This is a genomic window from Chitinophaga sancti (genome assembly GCF_034087045.1).
GTDB lineage: Bacteria > Bacteroidota > Bacteroidia > Chitinophagales > Chitinophagaceae > Chitinophaga > Chitinophaga sancti_B.
The window spans coordinates 5,352,569-5,373,185 of record NZ_CP139247.1; the positions used below are offsets into that span (position 1 = coordinate 5,352,569).

General features: G+C 45.1%; 17 protein-coding genes and 1 other RNA gene. 8 read left to right on the top strand and 10 right to left on the bottom strand.

Annotation, left to right across the window (positions count from 1 at the left end; genetic code table 11):
- The first annotated feature begins 41 nt into the window (after positions 1-41).
- From panB to SIO70_RS21755, 5 genes are all read left to right on the top strand, one after another.
- Positions 42-857 carry a 3-methyl-2-oxobutanoate hydroxymethyltransferase gene (gene panB / locus SIO70_RS21735; RefSeq protein WP_320574253.1) on the top strand — a complete coding sequence of 272 codons (816 nt, stop codon included), beginning with the start codon at positions 42-44 and terminating at the stop codon, positions 855-857.
- Positions 858-942: 85 nt separating this feature from the next.
- A complete protein-coding gene (locus SIO70_RS21740) occupies positions 943-1,827 on the top strand; it encodes a DUF1338 domain-containing protein (RefSeq protein WP_320574255.1) in 885 nt (294 codons plus the stop codon).
- A gap of 153 nt (positions 1,828-1,980) precedes the next feature.
- The gene (locus SIO70_RS21745) at positions 1,981-3,510 is read left to right on the top strand and encodes an aldehyde dehydrogenase family protein (protein WP_320574257.1); all 1,530 of its coding nucleotides are present in this window, start codon (positions 1,981-1,983) and stop codon (positions 3,508-3,510) included.
- A 377-nt stretch (positions 3,511-3,887) separates the two neighbouring features.
- On the top strand, positions 3,888-4,427 hold the full coding sequence (locus tag SIO70_RS21750; RefSeq protein ID WP_320574259.1) for a hypothetical protein: 540 nt from the start codon (positions 3,888-3,890) through the stop codon (positions 4,425-4,427).
- 667 nt (positions 4,428-5,094) lie between these two features.
- Positions 5,095-6,780 carry a S8 family peptidase gene (locus tag SIO70_RS21755; protein WP_320574261.1) on the top strand — a complete coding sequence of 562 codons (1,686 nt, stop codon included), beginning with the start codon at positions 5,095-5,097 and terminating at the stop codon, positions 6,778-6,780.
- Positions 6,781-6,885: 105 nt separating this feature from the next.
- Here the strand turns inward: SIO70_RS21755 and SIO70_RS21760 are convergent, their stop codons facing one another.
- From SIO70_RS21760 to bioD, 10 genes are all read right to left on the bottom strand, one after another.
- The gene (locus SIO70_RS21760) at positions 6,886-7,302 is read right to left on the bottom strand and encodes a DUF4870 domain-containing protein (protein ID WP_320574263.1); all 417 of its coding nucleotides are present in this window, start codon (positions 7,300-7,302) and stop codon (positions 6,886-6,888) included.
- A 48-nt stretch (positions 7,303-7,350) separates the two neighbouring features.
- Positions 7,351-7,737: RNase P RNA component class A (gene rnpB, locus SIO70_RS21765), an RNA gene on the bottom strand.
- 22 nt (positions 7,738-7,759) lie between these two features.
- On the bottom strand, positions 7,760-8,785 hold the full coding sequence (locus SIO70_RS21770) for a Smr/MutS family protein (protein ID WP_320574265.1): 1,026 nt from the start codon (positions 8,783-8,785) through the stop codon (positions 7,760-7,762).
- Positions 8,786-8,898: 113 nt separating this feature from the next.
- Positions 8,899-9,336 (bottom strand): DoxX family protein, encoded by a 438-nt coding sequence (locus tag SIO70_RS21775; protein ID WP_320574267.1) that lies wholly within the window; start codon positions 9,334-9,336, stop codon positions 8,899-8,901.
- A 155-nt stretch (positions 9,337-9,491) separates the two neighbouring features.
- Positions 9,492-11,159: an amino acid permease gene (locus SIO70_RS21780; RefSeq protein ID WP_320574269.1), complete on the bottom strand. Its 1,668-nt coding sequence runs from the start codon at positions 11,157-11,159 to the stop codon at positions 9,492-9,494.
- 252 nt (positions 11,160-11,411) lie between these two features.
- Positions 11,412-12,383, bottom strand: coding sequence for a polyprenyl synthetase family protein (locus SIO70_RS21785; RefSeq protein ID WP_320574271.1), 972 nt, complete (start codon positions 12,381-12,383; stop codon positions 11,412-11,414).
- Between the two features lie 34 nt (positions 12,384-12,417).
- Positions 12,418-14,634 carry a ribonuclease R gene (gene rnr / locus SIO70_RS21790; protein ID WP_320574273.1) on the bottom strand — a complete coding sequence of 739 codons (2,217 nt, stop codon included), beginning with the start codon at positions 14,632-14,634 and terminating at the stop codon, positions 12,418-12,420.
- 11 nt (positions 14,635-14,645) lie between these two features.
- Entirely contained in the window at positions 14,646-15,713 is a 1,068-nt protein-coding gene (lpxK, locus tag SIO70_RS21795; RefSeq protein WP_320574274.1) for a tetraacyldisaccharide 4'-kinase, read from the bottom strand.
- A gap of 3 nt (positions 15,714-15,716) precedes the next feature.
- Complete coding sequence (locus tag SIO70_RS21800; protein WP_320574276.1) at positions 15,717-16,253, bottom strand: 5-formyltetrahydrofolate cyclo-ligase; 537 nt, start codon at positions 16,251-16,253, stop codon at positions 15,717-15,719.
- A 59-nt stretch (positions 16,254-16,312) separates the two neighbouring features.
- Entirely contained in the window at positions 16,313-16,945 is a 633-nt protein-coding gene (gene bioD / locus SIO70_RS21805; RefSeq protein ID WP_320574279.1) for a dethiobiotin synthase, read from the bottom strand.
- A 103-nt stretch (positions 16,946-17,048) separates the two neighbouring features.
- On the opposite strand from bioD, the gene SIO70_RS21810 reads away from it, so the two are divergent.
- From SIO70_RS21810 to fbaA, 3 genes are all read left to right on the top strand, one after another.
- The gene (locus SIO70_RS21810) at positions 17,049-18,407 is read left to right on the top strand and encodes a pyridoxal-phosphate dependent enzyme (protein WP_320574280.1); all 1,359 of its coding nucleotides are present in this window, start codon (positions 17,049-17,051) and stop codon (positions 18,405-18,407) included.
- Between the two features lie 18 nt (positions 18,408-18,425).
- On the top strand, positions 18,426-19,229 hold the full coding sequence (locus tag SIO70_RS21815) for a helical backbone metal receptor (protein ID WP_320574282.1): 804 nt from the start codon (positions 18,426-18,428) through the stop codon (positions 19,227-19,229).
- Between the two features lie 102 nt (positions 19,230-19,331).
- Positions 19,332-20,399 (top strand): class II fructose-bisphosphate aldolase, encoded by a 1,068-nt coding sequence (gene fbaA, locus SIO70_RS21820; RefSeq protein WP_320574284.1) that lies wholly within the window; start codon positions 19,332-19,334, stop codon positions 20,397-20,399.
- The last annotated feature ends 218 nt before the right edge of the window (positions 20,400-20,617 follow it).

Sequence of the window (20,617 nt, forward strand, 5' to 3'; positions counted from 1 at the left end):
TTTCCCTACCTTAACACCCTTTTTTAACAATAAGATAAGAAATGTCTACGCATAAAGAAGTTAAGCGGATCACAACGCATATCCTTCAGCGGATGAAGGATGAAGGGGAAAAAATTTCAATGATCACAGCCTACGATTTTTCCATGGCCCGCATCTTTGACGATTCGGGAATGGATGTATTGCTGGTGGGCGATTCCGCGGCAAACGTAATGGCTGGTTATGAGACCACCCTTCCTATTACACTGGACCATATGATTTATCATGCGGCGTCGGTAGTAAGGGCGATTAAACGGGCTTTTGTAGTGGTAGACCTGCCTTTTGGGAGTTACCAGGGTAATTCTAAGGAAGCCCTGATGTCGACCGTGCGTATCATGAAAGAAACCAGCGCGCATGGTGTGAAGATCGAAGGCGGTGAAGAAATATTAGAATCGGTAAAACGTATTATATCAGCAGGTGTGCCAGTGATGGGTCACCTGGGACTGACACCTCAGTCTATTAATAAGTTCGGTACTTATTCTGTACGTGCTACAGAAGAAGTGGAAGCTGAAAAACTGCTGCGCGACGCCAAACTGCTGGAAGAAGCGGGTTGTTTTGCCATTGTGCTGGAAAAGATCCCGGCCCTGCTGGCGAAGAAAGTGGCTGAGAGCGTCCACATTCCTATCATTGGTATCGGCGCCGGTAAATATGTAGACGGCCAGGTACTGGTGATGCACGATATGCTGGGCATCAACAAAGACTTTAAACCAAGATTCCTGCGCAGGTACCTGAACCTGTATGAGGAAATCCTGCAGGCATCGAAGCAGTACATCAGCGATGTGAAAGCGAAGGACTTTCCAAATGATAATGAACAATATTAAGATAAACGAACGCTTCTGCTCCCGGCAGGAGCGTTCTGCTAAAATAGCCTACCTTTACCCCACTTCCACAAACTAAATCTTTGTTATGTTAGACTATGTACTGAACGGCCTGATGCAACGTTATCAGGAGCGTGTTCCTGACGTCGCTGCTATTATTGCGGCCATGATCAATGAAGATGTTATTCAGATCGCAGATGATATTGAAAATGACCATATTGCTTTCAGAACGATAGGCGTGCCGCAACTGGGCATTCAATCGCTGGAAAAGATCTTCCTGCATTATGGTTACACGAAGAAAGAACCTTATCATTTCAGGGAAAAAAAACTGGATGCTTATTGGTATGCACCGCCGGCGCCGAAGTATCCACGCATCTTTATCAGTGAGCTGCGGGTACAGGATCTGAGTGCAGAGGCACAACGGATCATCACCAGTTATACCGATGAAGTGAAGGTGGACCCGGTATCAAAATTAGACCTGGATAATGGGCCGGATGTAGATGTGTTTTTGCATAGTTCGCTTTGGAGAACCCCTACCCTGGCGGATTACCAGACACTGGCAGCGGAAAGTGAGTATGCGGCGTGGGTAATTTATAACAGGTATTACCTGAATCATTTCACAGTCAGTTTGCAGAACCTGCCTGTAGGATATAATACGGTGGCGGATTTCAACAATTTTTTGGAGAAGAATGGATTTAATTTGAATGACGCAGGCGGGAAGATAAAAGAAAGTCCGGATCATTTGTTATTGCAGAGTAGTACAGTGGCGAAGATGATTGTTGCTACATTTGGAGATCATAAAACGCAGGAGATATCGGGCTCTTATGTGGAGTTTGCAGAAAGAAGGGTGCTGCCGGAATTTGCGCACCTGGATCCTAAGGATATTAAGCGTGAGCATAGAAGAGAAGGGTTTGAAGCGGGGAATGCAGACAGGATTTTTGAAAGTACTTATAGCTCACAAACGCAACGATAAGGGAATATTTATAACAAGGCTTTCAAAAGTTTGCGCTACTCGTTACAAACATTTATAAGTACGCACAGACGGGATTTTCAAAAATTCGTCCCCCTCGTTAAAGACATATTTTAAGCAAGTTCGCACAGCTTGTTAAAAACATATATTTGCACCATGATACAAGATATTCTGAACCAGTTCCATATCGCGCCCCAAAACAGCGGTGTCAGTACAGGTACCGTGTGGTTGAAAGCCGATGGCGCTGTAATCGACGCCAATTCCCCGGTAGATGGTAAACACATTGCACAGGTGACTGCTGCCAGTCGTGCTAATTATGATAAAGTAGTAGAGACAGCTGCGGCTGCTTTCAAAGAATGGCGGTTGTGGCCAGCGCCACGCCGTGGTGAAGTAGTAAGGCAAGTGGGTGAAGCACTGCGTAAAAATAAGGAAGCACTGGGTAAACTGGTGTCTTACGAAATGGGTAAAAGCCTGCAGGAAGGCTATGGCGAAGTACAGGAAATGATCGACATCTGTGACTTTGCAGTAGGTCTCTCCCGTCAGTTGCACGGTTTGACCATGCACTCTGAGCGTCCGGGTCACCGTATGTATGAGCAGTGGCATCCGTTAGGCATTACAGGTATTATCTCCGCATTCAATTTCCCTGTAGCAGTGTGGAGTTGGAACGCTATGCTGGCATGGGTATGCGGCGATGTATGTATCTGGAAACCATCAGAAAAAACACCGTTGTCTGCGATTGCATGTCAACAGATTATCCAGGATGTATTGAAGGCGAACAAGGTGCCTGAAGGGGTATGCTGTTTGTTGGCCGGTAACCGCGACGCCGGTGAATGGCTGGCGGAAGATACCCGTGTACCATTGGTATCAGCGACTGGCTCTACCCGTATGGGTAAGGCGGTATCCGCAGTGGTAGGTGCGCGTTTAGGTCGATCATTATTAGAATTAGGTGGTAACAATGCCATTATTATTTCAAAAGATGCAGACCTGGATATGTCATTGATCGGTTGTGTATTTGGCGCGGTGGGTACAGCCGGACAGCGTTGTACATCTACACGCAGACTGATTATTCATGAGAGTGTGTATGATGCATTTACGGCTAAGCTGGTGAAAGCATATGGACAGTTAAAGATTGGTAATCCGCTGGATGAAAATAACCATGTAGGCCCATTGATTGATAAAGATGCGGTGAAGATGTATGAGCAGGCGATTGTAGAAGTACAGAAAGAAGGGGGTAAAATTCTGGTAGAAGGCGGTGTACTGAGCGGTGGCGATTATGCTTCCGGTTGTTATGTAAAGCCTTGTATTGCGGAAGTAGAGAACCATTACAAGATCGTACAGCATGAAACATTCGCTCCTATTCTGTATGTGATGAAGTACAAGACGCTGGATGAGGCGATCGCATTACAGAATGGGGTGCCACAGGGCTTGTCTTCTTCAATCATGACATTGAACCTGCGTGAGGCAGAGGCTTTCCTCTCCCAGGCCGGATCTGATTGCGGCATTGCGAATGTCAATATCGGTACTTCAGGTGCAGAAATTGGCGGTGCATTTGGTGGTGAAAAGGAAACCGGTGGTGGTAGAGAAAGTGGTTCAGAGGCATGGAAAGCATATATGCGGAGACAAACGAATACGATTAACTATTCAACGCAGTTGCCGCTGGCACAGGGGATTAAGTTCGATCTGTAAGTTTATAATACGTGATTGTATAAAGCGCATTTGCCTCCGGGTAAATGCGCTTTTTTATTTCTAAAAATGGGTATCATGCCTGTTGGTGAACCCCCTCTTTCATGAATGTTTTCTTTAAAAATGGGTATCATGCCTGTTTGTGCCGCCCCCTCTTTCATGAATGTTTTATTGCCGAATGGCCGGGTAAGCTATAGCATAGCCTTAATGCTATAAGTGCACCATTAGTATACCACAAGTACATTATAAGTACATTTGTATATCTAATCGATATTGAGGTGCACTTATAGTGAAGTATTAGTACTCATTTGGTAACGAAGTTGCACTATAGTTCAGACGAAGTTTTTAATATTGTTCCTGTAACCTCAAAATTGTTTGTTATGGCGCTTGTAAAAGACAACATACTCCTCCAACTTGTCAGGGGCACCCTCGGCAAGCAACTCACGATCTACGAAAGGAACGGGCAGATTATAATGGCTAAAAAACGCGGCCCGTCAAAGAACAAACCAACAAAAAAGCAGCTGGAAGCCAGGTATAAGATGACTATTGCAGCAGCTTATGCAAAGGCAATCCTGAAGGACCCTGAACTGAAGGCATATTATAAGTCACTGGCAGGCCCCGGGCAGAATGCCTATAATATGGCCGTAAAGGATGCATACAAATCGCCGGAGATTCAGAATATCCGCCTGGAAGAGGAAACGGTAGTAGTAACAGCAAAGGATGAATTCAGGATAGCAGAAGTGGACGTACGGGTACATGATGCGGCGGGTGCTATGCTGGAAAGAGGAAAGGCTGTTTTAGGCCGAAATGGCGTGGATTGGTACTATAAGGCAGGTCGTTTGCCATCAGGCGGCAAAGTAGTCATAGTGGCGGTAGATTTACCGGGAAATGAAACACTCAGGGAGTTGAAACTGGAATAAATACCTGGAGGAACCAGTAAAATAATTCTGCATAGCCGTTGGCGTGACACACACATGCCTGACTTGTTATGTGCAATGATGAAATTATTGCAGCAGCAATAATTTATTGCCTTTTTATACCCAGACGTATACAATAAAATTATAATAACCTCGTTTTATACCTAAACCAATCAACATCCAAAACCCAGGCATCTGGAACATGCCACATTTAATGAGCGACAAATAGGTAAAAAAATAGCGAGGTTAGAGAACCTCGCTTTTTCGTTAAACGGAAACCATGCTTATGAGAAAAATAATTGGAGAGTCTCCTAATTATTCTTCCAGCTCTAAATATTACACTTTTTTCCGGAATTTCATATTCTACTTTCGTGCTACTTCCCTACCTATTTACCAGCAGTTTAGCCTATAAAACGTACTATTGTTTTGCCCGTAGCCACTTTTCAAACAAAAGCGTTCAGCGCTGCATAATGGGAAATATTTTATAATATTCAATAATTTCAATCTACGAATAGGTATTTCCCCCCATCTACCACAGCATTCAACTGATCATAATATTCTATTTCCCCTCTTCATCAATTCGTCTTATCTTGGCACGTTACACTTTATATAACCTTTAACCATTTATGGTATTTGTATTGATATGCTTATTGTGAAAAAATACAGACTAATGAAATCTAGCGGAGCAATAGCAGTCATGGCAGGATGTGTTGCGATGATGACTGCACTTACAACTAATACAGCCTATGCACAGGGTAATGCAGTACCCAAAAACTGGCACCTGCTGGACTACGCAGCTGACAGCGTTTATGGCACCAGCGTGCAGCGCGCCTACACTGAACTGTTAAAGGGGAGAAAGAGTACCCCTGTGATCGTTGCCGTGATCGATTCAGGTATCGATACATTACACGAAGATCTGAAGTCTATTTTATGGACGAATCCAAAAGAAATTCCCGGGAATGGAATTGACGATGACAGGAACGGCTATGTGGACGATGTACATGGATGGAATTTTTTAGGTGGTAAGGACGGCCGTAGCTTAAAAGATGATTCTGACGAAGCAACCAGGGAATACGTACGGTTAAAGGATAAATATGTAAATCCTGATTCCGCACTCAACCACGACTCAAAAGAATATGCTTACTGGTTAAAGGTATCCGGCAAAATTGCCAGGCCTTCTACTGAAAGCAAAACGACTTATAAAGCCATGCTGAAACTGCAGGATAACGTGAATAAAGCCGGCGGCATTCTCACCACCTTCCTACGTACCAGCGACTTCAATGTACCCAAACTCGACAGCATCCAGACCAGGGACGAAGATGTAATGGTGGCAAAGAATTTCATGATCCGCCTGTTCAACAGCACCGGCGATTCTGCTATTACTTACACTGATTTCAAACCTGAGTTCGAAGAGTACATCGAAGACCTGAAGAAGAAAGCAGAGATCTCTGACAACTATACCCCCAATGCAAAACGCCAGGAAATAGTAGGCGATGATATCAATGATATCAACGATAAATACTACGGTAATAATGATGTAATGGGACAATTTGGGTTCCATGGTACTCACGTATCCGGTATCATTGCAGCTGCAAGAAACAATGGTGTAGGTATGGATGGTGTGGCAGACAATGTAAGGATCATGGCTGTAAAAGCAGTACCAGATGGTGATGAGCGCGATAAAGACGTAGCACTGGCTATACGTTATGCAGTAGACAATGGTGCACGTATTATTAATATGAGCTTTGGTAAATCATTCTCTCCACATAAGGATTGGGTAGATGCAGCTTTTAAATATGCAGCAGACCATAATGTATTATTGATCCATGCAGCGGGTAATGATGGTAAGAATGTAGACAGTACGGACAACTTCCCAAATGCCGATTTCCTGAATGGTGGTGTGGCTGGAAATGTTGTGACTGTAGGCGCCAGCAGCAATGGTAAAACAGGTGCTAAGGTTGCAAGCTTTTCTAACTACGGTAAGCGTACGGTAGATCTGTTTGCTCCAGGTGTATCTATTTATGCAACCCTGCCAGGTGGTAATAAATATGGCAGCCTGAGTGGTACCAGTATGGCTTGTCCGGTAGTAGCCGGTGTAGCAGCGCTGGTATTGTCTTACTACCCTGATCTGACTGCAGAGCAGTTGAAATATGTATTGCTGAAATCGGCGGTACCTTTGCCGGACGGTACGAAGGAAGTAAATAAACCAGGTGCGCCGGGTCAGATGGTCGCCTTTGCTGATTTGTCTGCAACGGGTGGTTTGGTAAATGCTTACAATGCACTGAAGGTAGCAAGTACTATGAAGGTGGAGAAACTGGGGAAGAAACCGAAAGTAATGAAGATCAAAAAAGGATAAAATATCCATATAACAATATTCGTGGAAAAGGGAATTCATCAACAGGTATGAATACCATTTTCAGAGAAAAAAAGGGCTTTTGCTGGTAGCAAAAGCCCTTTTTAATTATTTAACGAGTCTCAGGTTGATTGGATATCTATATACCTCTCCATTACTCGCTTTGATCGTAGCGATAATAGAAAATATCACATTGATCAACCATACAATCCCATTACGGCCGCTTACGAACCTAAAACTGAAATTAGGTGAGTAAGACATCCACCAGAAAGTCGAGAGAGTCCAGAGAGTACCAATAAAGAAGAAAATCATATTTACTATCAGCGCTGCGAGGCTCATGGTGATCTGGAAGTTCAGTGCTTCCTTCCCTTCAGTGTCCAGGAAAGTAGACTGCTCTCTCTTGATCAGCCAAAGTACAAGCACAGCAATAATGTTACCGACAGGAGAAATAAGCCCTATTGTCATTCCTATAATGCCGGCAAGGCTGATAAATATCGCCCAGGTTCTTTCGTCTTTTTGAGTCATTGGGTATAATAGATTTGGGTGTAAGCTAGTCCATGTGAAGATAAAAACAAAAACTACAAACCTATAAGCCGGATTCTGTTCAATCGTCTTGCGACGACTGATGCTATCATTTATCTGCGACAACGTTCGCACGTTATCTGTATCTGCCTACCCTCGGTCATTGGACGAGCCGCCCTTAATCGACCGTATACATGGCATTTCAGCACGCAAGGTTTACCCTTCTAGTATGTTGCCATTCCAGAACGTAGGCTCTTACCCTACATTTTCACCCTTACCCTGTACAAGACAAGGCGGTCATTTTCTGTGGCACTTTCTGTGACCTGTGCACACCGTCAGAGACGAAGGGAACAGGTCCCCACCAGTTAGGTGGTGCGTTGCTCTATGCTGTCCGGACTTTCCTTACCAGTTGCCTGGAACGATAGCACGATTTGTAGTTTTTGCAAAAATAGTAAAAAGGTTACTTAAAAAATATCTCAGTTGCACCAAATCCGTACCTGGGGTGATATTCATTTGAGAATTTATCTACTTCAGGCGTATCCTTTAATATCTTATGGATTTCATCCCTGAGTCTGCCCTTCCCTACCCCATGGATCACGAACATATTATGTTGATGGTGGGAAATGGCCAGTTCCAGGTAGCGCACGAATTCATTGAGCTGTATTGCAAGAATTTCAATGTTCTTCATCCCTTTCCAGTCGTCTGTCAGCGTTTCGATGTGCAGGTCCAGTTCGTACTTGGGGGTAAGGGGTACTTCAGGAAGGGTATTGGTCGGGGTGGTCGTATTAGACGCCGCGAATTTACCGATAGCAGGCGTATCGAAATGACTGGCCGACTTTTCCGGTTTTGGCGGAAACTTATCGAACAGCAAATAACTTAATGTAGCGTTTCTCCTGGCCTGTAAATCACTCAGTTGCTGGAAGATCTGCTTTGTCTTCATCTTCCAGGTCTTCTGGAAACTCGGCGCCAGTTTTGGATCCGGTTCTTTGGGATAGAAGGTGAATTCTATTCTTGGACTATCGTTCAGCGCTTCGAAAGGAAGGTCGCTGAGATAGAAATTTGTAAATGGCTGGATTTCGTTTTTCATCTCCAGTTCCAGCTGATTTTTGAGGTATACCTGGAAATGGAACTTCCAGGCTGTATTGGTCTCGTTCGCCAGGTGAAACTTGAGTTGTTCTACATTTTCCTCATATCCCTCTACACGGAATACCGGCAGTACAGAGAGGAATACCCCTTTGTCCATTTTAAAAGTATCCTGTTTCTTTTCAGGCTTAATGTCAAAACCGGATTTTCTGGCAGGTGGGTTGCCATTTTTGGGCGTGGTTGTAAACCGGTGAAAATAAGGGAAATCGATTTGATCCAGGTACACGGGGAAGGTTACTTTGCCAATCTCTACCATCACCATATCGTTATTGATAATGTCAACAACAGTACCTTCTTCTTTTGAATGAAGCAATAATATCTTATCTCCAATTTCGTACTTCATGATTACTACACTGCGTCTCTAAATAACAATGACAGATAGCAGGAACCCCTGCTACCTGTATCGCAGTGCAGCAAAACTACATAAATTATGGGACTCTTACTTTTTGCAGCCGGTCATGCAGGATGCCGGCGCATATAACCATCATAAGAAATGGGGCCACTACCTTCTATAAGAAAAACTAACAGTAATAGTAGTACAAGGATGGAAAGGCCGGATTCACTATGTACATTGAATAACCCTGTAGGGGTATGTACAAAGATGAGGGCGCCGAGAAGAATGGGGATCTGTGCGACGACAGCAACTCGGGTGAGGAGACCAAATGCAATAAGGACCCCGCCCAGGAGATGAGCAAAGACAATGTAATGAGCAAGCCAGAATGATAATACGGTAATAAACGGGCTCTGGTTTATCACGGCTTTGAGAACATCAATATTTTGAATGAATACAACTCCTTTCCAGAACAAAAATATTCCAAGAAGGACGCGAATGCCATCAACCCATTTTGGATGATGCGATTCGCCCCAATGGTCAATTCGCTGTAGCAGGTTCATAAAATATGTGTTTAGGATCAAAGAACTACTTAAATATATGATTTTTTTATGGATTTCCCAAATTAGATATGTGCTACAAGTTGTTAAAGATGAGGTAGTTAAATAAAAAAGCGCTTGTACCAAAAGGCACAAGCGCTTTTTTTAAATGCAATTCTTTAGAAAGTATGCTTTGGTATATCCTGATTCAGCTTGCTCTTCCTGTAACTATAACCAAAATAAATAGTCAAACCGATGATGAGCCAGATCGTGAACACTACCCAGTTCCTGAAACCAATTTCCGTCATCAGGTAAAAACAACTGAGCAAACCAAGTACAGGTATCGCCGACAGTTTCTTTACAAATGACAACACTACAAAGATCACGGCTGCTATGGCAAAGAAGAAGAATGGAATATTATGTTTCCATACATCCCAGCCACCCTCAAATGAGAAACGGCCTGGTAATTCTTTTCTAAAGATAAAAATGAAGAGCAGCACGACCGCTGGTATGAGATACTGCCCATTGATGTATGGTAAACGGAATCGTTTGCTACCATCATTCTTCTCCTGTGGCGGCAGTAATAATACCCCACCACATACCAGGATGAATGCAAATAATGTTCCGATACTGGTCAGGTCTGTCACTACTGTCAGGTTCAAAAAGAGCGCAGGTACACCTACGATCACACCTGTGATAATTGTTGCAAATGAAGGTGTTTTGAACTTCGGATGGATCTTACTGAATTTCTTTGGCAACAACCCGTCACGACTCATACTCATCCAGATACGTGGCTGACCGATCTGGAATACAAGCAGCACACTCGTGGTGGCTACTACGGCACTTACAGAGATCAGGAAACTCACTTTGTGAAGGTTGACCGCATTGAATACGAATGCTAATGGATCCTCTACTTTCAGCTGTGAATAAGATACCATCCCGGTCAATACAAATGCAATCAGGATATATAATACGGTACAGATGATCAATGAATAGATCATGCCCTTGGGCAGGTCGCGCTGTGGATCTGAACACTCCTCGGCCGTGGTACTGATCGCATCAAAACCTATGTAGGCAAAGAATACGGCAGACACCCCTTTTAATACCCCTGAAAAACCATTTGGCATAAACGGCGACCAGTTGTCAGGATGTACATAAAATGAACCGACTATAATTACAAAAAGGATCACTGCGATCTTGAGTCCTACCATGAAGTTGGCGCTCTTTTTACTCTCCCGGATACCTACATATGCGAGGTAAGTCACCAATATTACTATAATAAAAGCAGGTAGATTCAGTATAACAGGCAGGCCACCAATGTGTGGTGCCGCTGCATAAATTTCAGGCGTAGCACTATCATAATTACTCGTCAGCCACACCGGCAGGGATAAGTTCATTCCAAAGGCCTTTCCGACACCGGCGAGCAGGTTGTTGAAATAGCCGCTCCACGATATAGCGACGGCAATGTTCCCGATGGCGTATTCCAGGATCAGCGCCCAGCCAATCACCCAGGCTGCCAGTTCTCCGAAGGTCACATACGAGTAGGTATATGCACTTCCCGACACGGGTACCCTGCTGGCAAATTCGGCGTAACAAAGGGCCGAAAAACCACAGGTCACTGCTGTGATAATAAATAACAGGGAAACCCCGGGACCGCCATGAAACGACGCTTCGCCAATGGTTGAAAAGATACCAGCGCCAATAACGGCAGCAATGCCCATTGCTGTCAGGTCTTTTACTTTCAGAACTTTATGTAACCCGCCACCATGTGCGTCATCTGATAAACCATCTTGTGCATCTTTCAGAATAGTAGTAATAGATTTCTTTCGGAACAGCGATTTAGACATCTGGTGGTGATATTTTGTTGTTGACCTTCCTTAGGTTTAGCGATGATGCGAATATATTGAAATTTAATTAATGCCCGCTTTAGAGCAGAAAATCAGGAAGTTCGGATCTTTGTTGCCTGAAATTCTTTTATGTTTTAAAAGGAAACCAAACCAATTCGTTAGTGAGTGGTCTCCTTTATGCATTAATATTCTCTTTTTAGCAGAAAACCAGCCAGTTCGGATCTTATGGCAGCTGGTTGTCCTGCATTTGCATTAATGTTCCCTTTTTAATAGAAAATCGGCCAGTTCGATCAAAGGTTGTTTCCTGGCAGATAATACCGCGATCTTTTCGAGGTGCTCCAATGCCAGGTCATGGAACCTTTCCTTCTCCTTTTCTGCCCACTGATCAATCTGGCAGTCATGGAATAATTGCAGTACCTGCGCAACCTTATCCTCCGGATTAGTCGCCAACAACTCCTTTAGCCTGGTCCGCTGTGTACTATTACAAAGTTCCAGTGCTTTGAGCAACAGGAAGGTCTTTTTATTCACCAGGATATCTCCCCCCTGTTGTTTCCCAAATTTCTCCGGGTCTCCGAAGGCATCCAGGAAGTCATCCTGGATCTGGAAGGCAATCCCTACGTTCTTACCAAACTGATACAGGTGATCCTGGTTGTATTCACTTCCTCCGCCGATGATAGCACCCATCTTCAGACTGGCTGCCAGCAATACGGAGGTTTTGAGTGCGATCATGTGCACATAATCGTCGAATTGTACATGCTCCGGTTCCATCTCTTCAAAGTCCATATCTATCTGCTGACCTTCGCACACCTGGATCGCAGCTTTGTTAAAAGCGGCTAACAGTTTTTGTTTATACTGAGGCTGTACCTTGTTCAGGTATTCGTATACATTGATCAGCATCACATCTCCGGCCAGGATCGCAGCGGTATCGCCATACAGGGTGTGTACGGTCGGCTGGTTTCTGCGAAGGGGGGCCTTGTCCATCAAATCGTCATGTACGAGGGTGAAATTGTGAAATAGCTCCACCGCGGTGCCTACCTGGAACGAGTCGGGGTGAATATCATCAAACAATTCATTGCCCATCAGTGCCAGTATAGGGCGTATACGCTTTCCACCTATTTTGAGTATATGGCTGGCAGCATCGTACAATTTCTTAGGTTTTTCCGGAAAATGTTCCTTTGCAAAGTGTTCTCCAAACTGGATCGTTAATTCCTGAAATGAATGCATGGTATCTTGTCAATAATTATGAATCGGGTCGAAATTATGCCTTTTTACGGGAAGCACCGCCACCCTTCTTTGCAGCGGATGATTTCTTCTTATCAGTGGCAGATCTGTCTCCTTTAGCTGATTTACTTTTGGCAGGACCACCACTCCTTTCGGAAGGTTGCTTTTTGCCGCGGTGAGGGCGATTAAAATCAGTATCCTGGTCTCTTCTGCCGCGTGGAGCTTCTCCACCACGACCCCGTACCACTCTACCCTGCGGAGGAAAACCTGCATCCTCATCTTCTATCAGCTCATAATCCAGCTGTCTCTTTACCAGGTTTGCCGCAGCTACCTGCACCTTCACTTTATCTCCAATACGAATCTTCCGACCCGTATTCATCCCCACCAGTGAATATTCATTTTCATCATACTTAAAATCATCCTTCGTCATCATGCTCTGCAAACTCACCAGTCCTTCACACTTGGTATCCACAGTCTCTACCCAGAAACCAAAATGAGCGACCCCACTCACCACACCAGCGAAGGTCTCGCCCAGGAACTGCTGCATGTATTCCACCTGCTTGTATTTGTTCGCAGCTCTTTCTGCTTCCATCGCCTTGCGCTCCATCTCTGAAGAGTGTTTACACATCGCATCCATCCTTTTATCAGGATGAATATCATTTGCGAGACACTGCGCTACCACACGATGTACCAATACATCGGGGTAACGACGGATGGGAGATGTAAAGTGACAGTAGTGATCAAAACCCAATCCATAGTGGCCGATATCTTCCGTCTGGTAAACGGCTTTGGCCATGGTACGGATACCGAGGGTTTCGAGTACATGCTGTTCTGGCTTGCCCTTCGCCATCTGCAACATCGCATTGAAGCTATTCGCCAGTGCTTCAGGATTAGAAAGATCCAGCTTGTGACCGAACTTGCTTGCGAAACCAGAGAACACTTTCAGCTTCTCTTCATCCGGCGTATCGTGGGTACGATATGGGAATGGCACCTGTTGGTTATTGCCGATGCGGATATTGTATACATACTCTGCTACCTTTCTATTGGCAAGCAGCATAAATTCTTCGATCAACTGGTGGGCTTCCTTGCTCTCCTTGATCATGATGCCGATCGGCTTTGCATGTTCATCCAGCTGGAAGCGAACTTCCTGCGAAGAGAAGTTGATAGCGCCATGTTGAATACGTGTTTTGCGCATAGTCTGTGCGATGGTATTCAACAACAGCAATTCGTCTTTGTAAGGTCCGTCTCCCTTTTCGATGATCTCCTGTACCTCTTCGTAGGTAAAGCGATGATCGGAATGGATCACGGTTCTGCCTATCCATTGCTCCCTGATCTCGCCTTGCTCATTGATCTTAAACACGGCAGAGAAGGTCAGTTTATCTTCGTGCGGACGCAGGGAACAGAGCTCGTTCGAGATCTTTTCCGGCAGCATAGGCAGTACACGATCCGGCAGGTATACAGAAGTAGCACGTTTGTCTGCTTCCTTATCCAGCGCGGTATCCGGCAGTACATAATGACTCACGTCTGCAATGTGCACACCGATTTCGTACCAGCCACCACGGGTCTTTTTGATAGAGAGGGCATCGTCAAAGTCCTTGGCATCCACAGGGTCGATGGTAAAGGTGAGGGTCTTGCGAAAGTCCTTACGTTTGTTTACTTCAGCACTGCCGATGTCTTCTTTGACAGCCTGTAGTTCCTCCATCACATCCGCCGGGAAGCTAAGCGGGAAGCCCGCTTCGATAAGGATCTCCTTCATAGCCAGGTCGTTGGCATCGCTGGCATCCAGTAGTTCTACAATCTCGCCAACGGGTTTGCGGGTCTTTTCGCCCCACTGTACAATCCTCACTACGGCCTTATCGCCGCTCTTCATGTCTTTTACCTCGTTCGCTGGAATATATATATCCGGCATGAAGATACCTTTGTCAGGTATAAGGAATGCGAATCCCTTATTCACCTGCAGGGTGCCGGTAAACTCTGTCTTTTTACGTTTAGTAATCGCCGTTATCACCCCTTCCATTCGTCCCTGGTTCTTAGCTGGTTTGATAACATCAACGGTTACTTCATCTCCGTCTAAAGCGGTATTCAGGTTTTTCTGCCTTACAAGTACATCTTTTTCCTGCCCCTCGACGATGACGAAGGCCATGCCGGAACGGGTGATTTCTATTGTTCCCTTGTAGGTTTTCTTTTGGCTGCTACTGCCTTTTTCTCTGCTGTGAGCGCCTTTTTCTTTTTGAGGTTTTTTCTTTTTAGTCATTCTCGTAACATTTAATCATGGTTACTTCCAAACCGTTCCACGTAATCAAAAATATAATTATTAAATGAATCTCCTTCCCCAAACAGGAAAGATATTTCCACCGGCATAACGGCGATGGTTATGTTTCGCTCCCGGAGTTGCGGGGCCAGGAGCTGTAGCCTTACGGCATCTTTTTCTGTGGTGATCACCATTTTATTCTCCCCGGGCAGGTTCCCGAGTTCACGTTGTATCTTATCAAGGTCGTGCACCCCATAGTAATAATGATCGGGAAAAGGCAGCAGGAAGACCTCCCGGTGGCTGCTTTTCAAGTGCTGCAGGAGTGGTTCAGGACGGGCGATACCTGCTACCAGCAACAGCGTTGTATCGGCCGGTATGGTAGTGGGTGCACCGCTGAACAGGTCGTACAGCTGACCATATTGCAAGGTGGTAAAATATACATGTTGCCCAGGCAATGGATTGATTTCCTGCCAGATAGCGTTTTTTTCAGTTTCAGAAAGGTGGGGCGGACATTTGGATACGATGATACAATTGGCCCTTTCGTATCCTTTGCGTCCTTCCCGGAGGCGGCCAAAGGGTACCACATGATCTTTGGTAAACCGGCGGCTGTAGTCGGTGATCATGATGTTCATACCTGGTTTTACAGAGCGGTGCTGGAAGGCATCGTCCAGGAGGATCACCTGAGTTTCAGGGCGCTCTCCGAGCAGTTGGGGAATGGCGAGCATTCTCTCTTCGCCCACGCAAACGCTGATGTCCGGGTACTTTTGGTGAAACTGCATAGGTTCATCACCCAGCTGTGAGGCGGTGCTGTTTTCATCTGCCAGCAGGTAGCCCCTGGTACGGCGGTTGTAACCTCGGCTCAGGGTGGCGGTGTGTACGCGGTCTTTGAGCAGGCGGATGAGATGTTCGACATGGGGAGTCTTGCCGGTGCCTCCTACAGAAAGGTTGCCCACTGCTATCACGGGCAGGTCGAATTCCACAGCATTGAGTACTTTATTGTCGTACATCCTGTTGCGGGTCCACATTACCAAACCGTACAAAAGTGAGAAAGGATATAATAAGATCTTAAGATATTGAAGCATGCATCAGCTTTTTGTGAAATGATAAGTCGTATTGGGTGTGACCACGATATGCAGTGGAACATCCCAGGCGCCGATGTCGGCGATGCCGGTTACCGGGTCGAACAATGACAGTCCGATGGTGGTAACGTCCGGGCGGCATTGTTCCAGGAAGCGGTCGTACATCCCTTTTCCATAACCTACGCGGTGGCCGGCGGTATCGAATGCCAGCAGTGGTACAAATACCATGTCCAGCTCAGATGGCGCAATGAGCGTACCTGACGTGGGTTCGGGAATGCCGTAGTTGTTCTTTTCCAGTACGGTGTTTTGATCCCAAAGGTAATGCAACATGGTGCTATCAGCCATATTGGAACGGGAAATTACCCATTGGAGGTCCGGAAAATGGATCCGGGTATAGTCTACAAGGGCAAGTGTATCCACTTCCTTTTTTTCCCTGATAGGTAGAAAAATGTGTGCCAGCTTGTAAGGGCTGAAATCCAGTAGCCTGCATTGTGCGAGCAACTGCCCATTGAGCGTGGTAATCTGGTCGGAGGGAGTATTCATTCTTTTTTCAAGAAACTCCCGGCGTATATCCTTTTTTGTTAACAATATGATACGCTGAGTTATTTTAACTGTAAAGATAGCTTTTCTGCCTGTTCCTTTACAAAAGCCTTGTCAATATGGCTGGTTTGAGGAATTCTGCCCAGTTTGGGGAACCCGGACCAGGAGACAACTTCGTCTTCATTAGTATGTGTTTCGCCGCTGAAGATCCAGCCCAGAACGGGGATCTGAGCCTGCTGGAGGACTTTTGCGGTGAGCAAAGAATGGTTGATGGAGCCGAGGTAGTTGCCTGCTACAATAATGACTTTGGCTTTGAGTTGTTGGATCAGGTCGATGGTAAAGGTGGTTTCGGTGATAGGTACCATGAGGCCGCCGGCGCCTTCGATAATGAGGGGGCGGTTGGCCGGTTGGTAAGTCTCAGCTATTTCTATTATTCTTTTTACATTAATGGTTACGTTTTCGAGCCTTGCAGCAAGGTGCGGGGAGGCTGGTTCCTGGAGGCGATAGGCCTCTTTATGGCATCTTGAAACTGGATTTGTGAGTAGATTTTTTATGGTATCAGTATCGGTACCTTCTGTCAGACCGGTTTGGACAGGTTTCCAGTAATCGGCCTGGAGAGACTCGGTGATGCAGGCGGAGGTGATGGTTTTGCCTACGCCCGTGCCAATGCCGGTGATGAAGATGCGGTTTGTCATAATTGTGCAAAGATATTGTATATTAATTATATAGTGGATATTGAGTGATTTGGGGCAAATCATTCATTTACCTTATTTTCGCTCCGATCAATTCAATATAGATATGAAGTTTTGTAACAGCATCCTTGAAACCATAGGAAACACCCCATTGGTAAAACTCCACCGCGTTACCGCAGGCCTTCCCTGCCCTGTCTTTGCCAAAGTAGAATTTTTTAACCCTGGTAACTCTATCAAAGACCGTATGGCAATCAAAATGGTAGAAGTCGCAGAAAAACAAGGTTTACTAAAACCAGGCGGCACCATCATAGAAGGCACCTCCGGCAACACAGGTATGGGGCTTGCGCTGGCCGCTGTGATCAAGGGTTACAAATGTATATTTACCACCACCGATAAACAGTCCAAAGAAAAAGTAGACATCCTCAAAGCCGTAGGCGCCGAGGTGATCGTATGCCCTACAAACGTAGAGCCTGAAGATCCCCGCTCCTACTACTCCGTATCCAAACGCCTGGCTACTGAGGTGCCGAACAGTTTCTATGTAAACCAATATGATAACCTTGCCAATCGTGATGCACACTACGAACAAACGGGTCCTGAAATATGGGAACAGACAGATGGAAAGGTGACGCACCTGGTTGTGGCCACGGGTACTGGCGGTACCATTACCGGTACGGGCAAGTTCCTGAAAGAAAAGAATCCGGATATAAAAGTTTGGGCCATAGACAGCTACGGCTCCCTGCTGAAGAAATACTTTGAAACAGGTGAACTGGATATGTCGGAAGTTTATCCTTACATCACAGAAGGTATCGGCGAAGACTTTGTACCGCAGAACTACGACATGAATGTGATTGATGCTTTTACAAAAGTAACGGACAAAGACGGCGCGGTGATGGCCAGACGTATTACCAAAGAAGAAGGCATCTTTGTGGGTTACTCCGCCGGTTCTGCGATTGCAGGGCTATTACAACTGAAAGCGTCGTTGAAACCAACGGATGTAGTGGTAGTGATCTTCCATGATTCCGGTAGCCGCTATGTAGGTAAAGTGTACAATGATCAGTGGATGATGGAAAGAGGTTTCCTCGATGTGAAGACTGTGAAAGATGTGGTGAATGGTCGCCGCAACCAGCCATTGGTGACGATAGAGCAGGAAGAGAAAGTGAGTGAGGCGATCAATAAAATGAAGAAATATGATATCGAACATATCCCGGTTTTACATCAGCAGGAAATAGTAGGCTCTATATCTGAAAATGGGCTTTTCAACAGGCTGATTGATGATGTGAACCTGAAAGATGCGCAGATCAAACAGGTGATGCAGGCAGCATTTCCGGAGGTAAAAATGGATACGCCGATAGAGAAATTGTCCTCTTATATCAATAAAGAAAATGGTGCGGTGCTGACACGCGATGAAAGTGGAAAGGCACACATCATTACCAAATACGATATTATTCAGGCACTTGGCAACTAAGTTTTAAATAGCGGAAAGATGGATACTACCTTTTCTGATTTACCGCTTAAAGATCAAACCGGCCATCCGGTGAGGTTGTCCTTTCCGCCTCACCGGATTGTATCATTAGTTCCTTCGCAAACAGAGTTATTATTTGATCTTGGACTTTGTGATGAGATTGTGGGGGTGACAAAATTTTGTATCCACCCGGTGAATGATAAACCTCATATTGGGGGAACGAAGAAATTACATATAGACCAGATTAAGGAGTTAAAACCGGACCTGATTATTGCTAATAAAGAGGAGAATGAACGGGAGCAGGTCTTATCCTTAATGGCCGATTTTCCTGTTTGGGTGACGGATGTGCATGATTTGGAGAGTGCATTGGAAATGATTTCACAAATTAGTGCGATTACAGACCGGGCAGCAAAGGGGGCGCAAATTTGTTCGGAGATAAAAACAGCCTTTGCGCAGTTGGCCTTTTTTTCTAAAAATGGTCCACCTCGTAAAAAAGTGGCCTATTTCATTTGGAAAGATCCCTGGATGGTAGCCGGTGGAGACACATTTATATCTGCCATACTGGAGCAATGTGGGTTTGAGAACGTTTTTAAAAAAAGGACCCGTTACCCCGTTATCACCCTTGATGAATTACAGGATACTGATTGTCAACTAGTTCTATTATCTTCTGAACCTTTTCCTTTCAAAGAGGCCCATTTATCTTTTTTTAAATCTCTCCCTGTTCAGCTGGTAGATGGAGAAATGTTTAGCTGGTATGGCAGTAGAATCTTGTGCGCTGCGGCTTATTTTCGGGATAATTTCTATCAAAATCAGGCTTTTTTTTGACGAATATCATATAAATCACTAGAAAACATGATTCTAACACTATAAAACTTGTTATTTAGTACTTATATTTGCTGTCCTTAAATGTAAAACAATCCGAAAGCTATGGGAAAATACAGAGCTGGCGTATTATTCGGCGAAGAGCTGGAAGCGCTGTACAATGATGCCAAGAACAATGCATGGGCAATGCCTGCGGTAAACGTGGTAGGTACCAATACAGTAAATGCTGTACTGGAAACTGCTGCAAAAGTTAACTCACCTGTTATTATTCAGTTTTCTAACGGTGGTGCACAGTTCTTTGCAGGTAAAGGAATGCCGAATGATAAGTTGCAGGCAAACATTGCAGGTGGCATTTCCGGTGCAAAACACGTACATGAAGTAGCGAAATACTACGGTGTACCGGTTGTATTGCACACAGACCATGCTGCTAAAAAATGGTTGCCATGGATCGACGGTCTGCTGGATGCGGGTGAAGAATTTAAGAAACAAACCGGTCAGCCACTGTACAGTTCCCACATGCTGGATCTTTCTGAAGAGCCAATCCATGAGAACATCGAGATCTCTAAAAAATATTTCGAGCGTATGAACAAGCTGGGAATGTCCATCGAAATCGAGCTGGGCGTAACTGGTGGTGAAGAAGACGGTGTTGATAACTCCGGCGTAGACAACTCCAAGCTGTATACTCAGCCTGAAGATGTAAACTTTGCTTATGAGCAACTGTCTCAGGTAGGTTCCCGTTTCACAGTAGCTGCTGCTTTTGGTAACGTACATGGTGTATATTCACCAGGTAACGTAGCACTGCGTCCTGAGATCCTGCAGAATTGCCAGGACTACATCCAGGCTAAGCACAAAACTGCTGCTAAACCAGTTTATTATGTATTCCATGGTGGTTCAGGTTCTCCTAAGCACCAGATTACAGAAGCACTGGGTTATGGTGTGATCAAGATGAACCTGGATACAGATATGCAGTGGGCATTCTGGGAAGGTGTTCATGATTTCTACGAAGCTAAGAAAGATTATCTGCAGGCTCAGCTGGGTAACCCAGAGGGTGCTGATAAGCCAAATAAGAAATTCTATGATCCTCGTGTATGGCTGCGTAAAGGTGAAGAGACTTTTGTAAAACGCCTGGAAGAGGCGTTCAAAGATCTGAACTGCATCGGCAGAAATGCTTAATATTGAGGGAGATATACTTCAGGGAGGCCGGTAATTGTAAAGATTACCGGCTTTTTCTTTTAAGGCGGGATCCGGAAGAATTGAAAACCAGCCACTTTTGAATAAATCAGCTCCCAGCCTGCCCGTTCTCAAAGAAAATCCTGACCGCCAACCTGTTTTGTTATAATATTGCAAACGAGATACTTTTGAAGTTAATTTAATTTGTATCTTGCACAACT

What these genes read in the sequence shown, in the direction of transcription:
- panB (WP_320574253.1), top strand. Translation starts at nt 42, where the DNA reads ATGTCTACGCATAAAGAAGTTAAGCGGATCACAACGCATATCCTTCAG.
- SIO70_RS21740 (WP_320574255.1), top strand. Translation starts at nt 943, where the DNA reads ATGTTAGACTATGTACTGAACGGCCTGATGCAACGTTATCAGGAGCGT.
- SIO70_RS21745 (WP_320574257.1), top strand. Translation starts at nt 1,981, where the DNA reads ATGATACAAGATATTCTGAACCAGTTCCATATCGCGCCCCAAAACAGC.
- SIO70_RS21750 (WP_320574259.1), top strand. Translation starts at nt 3,888, where the DNA reads ATGGCGCTTGTAAAAGACAACATACTCCTCCAACTTGTCAGGGGCACC.
- SIO70_RS21755 (WP_320574261.1), top strand. Translation starts at nt 5,095, where the DNA reads ATGAAATCTAGCGGAGCAATAGCAGTCATGGCAGGATGTGTTGCGATG.
- SIO70_RS21760 (WP_320574263.1), bottom strand. Translation starts at nt 7,302, where the DNA reads ATGACTCAAAAAGACGAAAGAACCTGGGCGATATTTATCAGCCTTGCC.
- SIO70_RS21770 (WP_320574265.1), bottom strand. Translation starts at nt 8,785, where the DNA reads ATGAAGTACGAAATTGGAGATAAGATATTATTGCTTCATTCAAAAGAA.
- SIO70_RS21775 (WP_320574267.1), bottom strand. Translation starts at nt 9,336, where the DNA reads ATGAACCTGCTACAGCGAATTGACCATTGGGGCGAATCGCATCATCCA.
- SIO70_RS21780 (WP_320574269.1), bottom strand. Translation starts at nt 11,159, where the DNA reads ATGTCTAAATCGCTGTTCCGAAAGAAATCTATTACTACTATTCTGAAA.
- SIO70_RS21785 (WP_320574271.1), bottom strand. Translation starts at nt 12,383, where the DNA reads ATGCATTCATTTCAGGAATTAACGATCCAGTTTGGAGAACACTTTGCA.
- rnr (WP_320574273.1), bottom strand. Translation starts at nt 14,634, where the DNA reads ATGACTAAAAAGAAAAAACCTCAAAAAGAAAAAGGCGCTCACAGCAGA.
- lpxK (WP_320574274.1), bottom strand. Translation starts at nt 15,713, where the DNA reads ATGCTTCAATATCTTAAGATCTTATTATATCCTTTCTCACTTTTGTAC.
- SIO70_RS21800 (WP_320574276.1), bottom strand. Translation starts at nt 16,253, where the DNA reads ATGAATACTCCCTCCGACCAGATTACCACGCTCAATGGGCAGTTGCTC.
- bioD (WP_320574279.1), bottom strand. Translation starts at nt 16,945, where the DNA reads ATGACAAACCGCATCTTCATCACCGGCATTGGCACGGGCGTAGGCAAA.
- SIO70_RS21810 (WP_320574280.1), top strand. Translation starts at nt 17,049, where the DNA reads ATGAAGTTTTGTAACAGCATCCTTGAAACCATAGGAAACACCCCATTG.
- SIO70_RS21815 (WP_320574282.1), top strand. Translation starts at nt 18,426, where the DNA reads ATGGATACTACCTTTTCTGATTTACCGCTTAAAGATCAAACCGGCCAT.
- fbaA (WP_320574284.1), top strand. Translation starts at nt 19,332, where the DNA reads ATGGGAAAATACAGAGCTGGCGTATTATTCGGCGAAGAGCTGGAAGCG.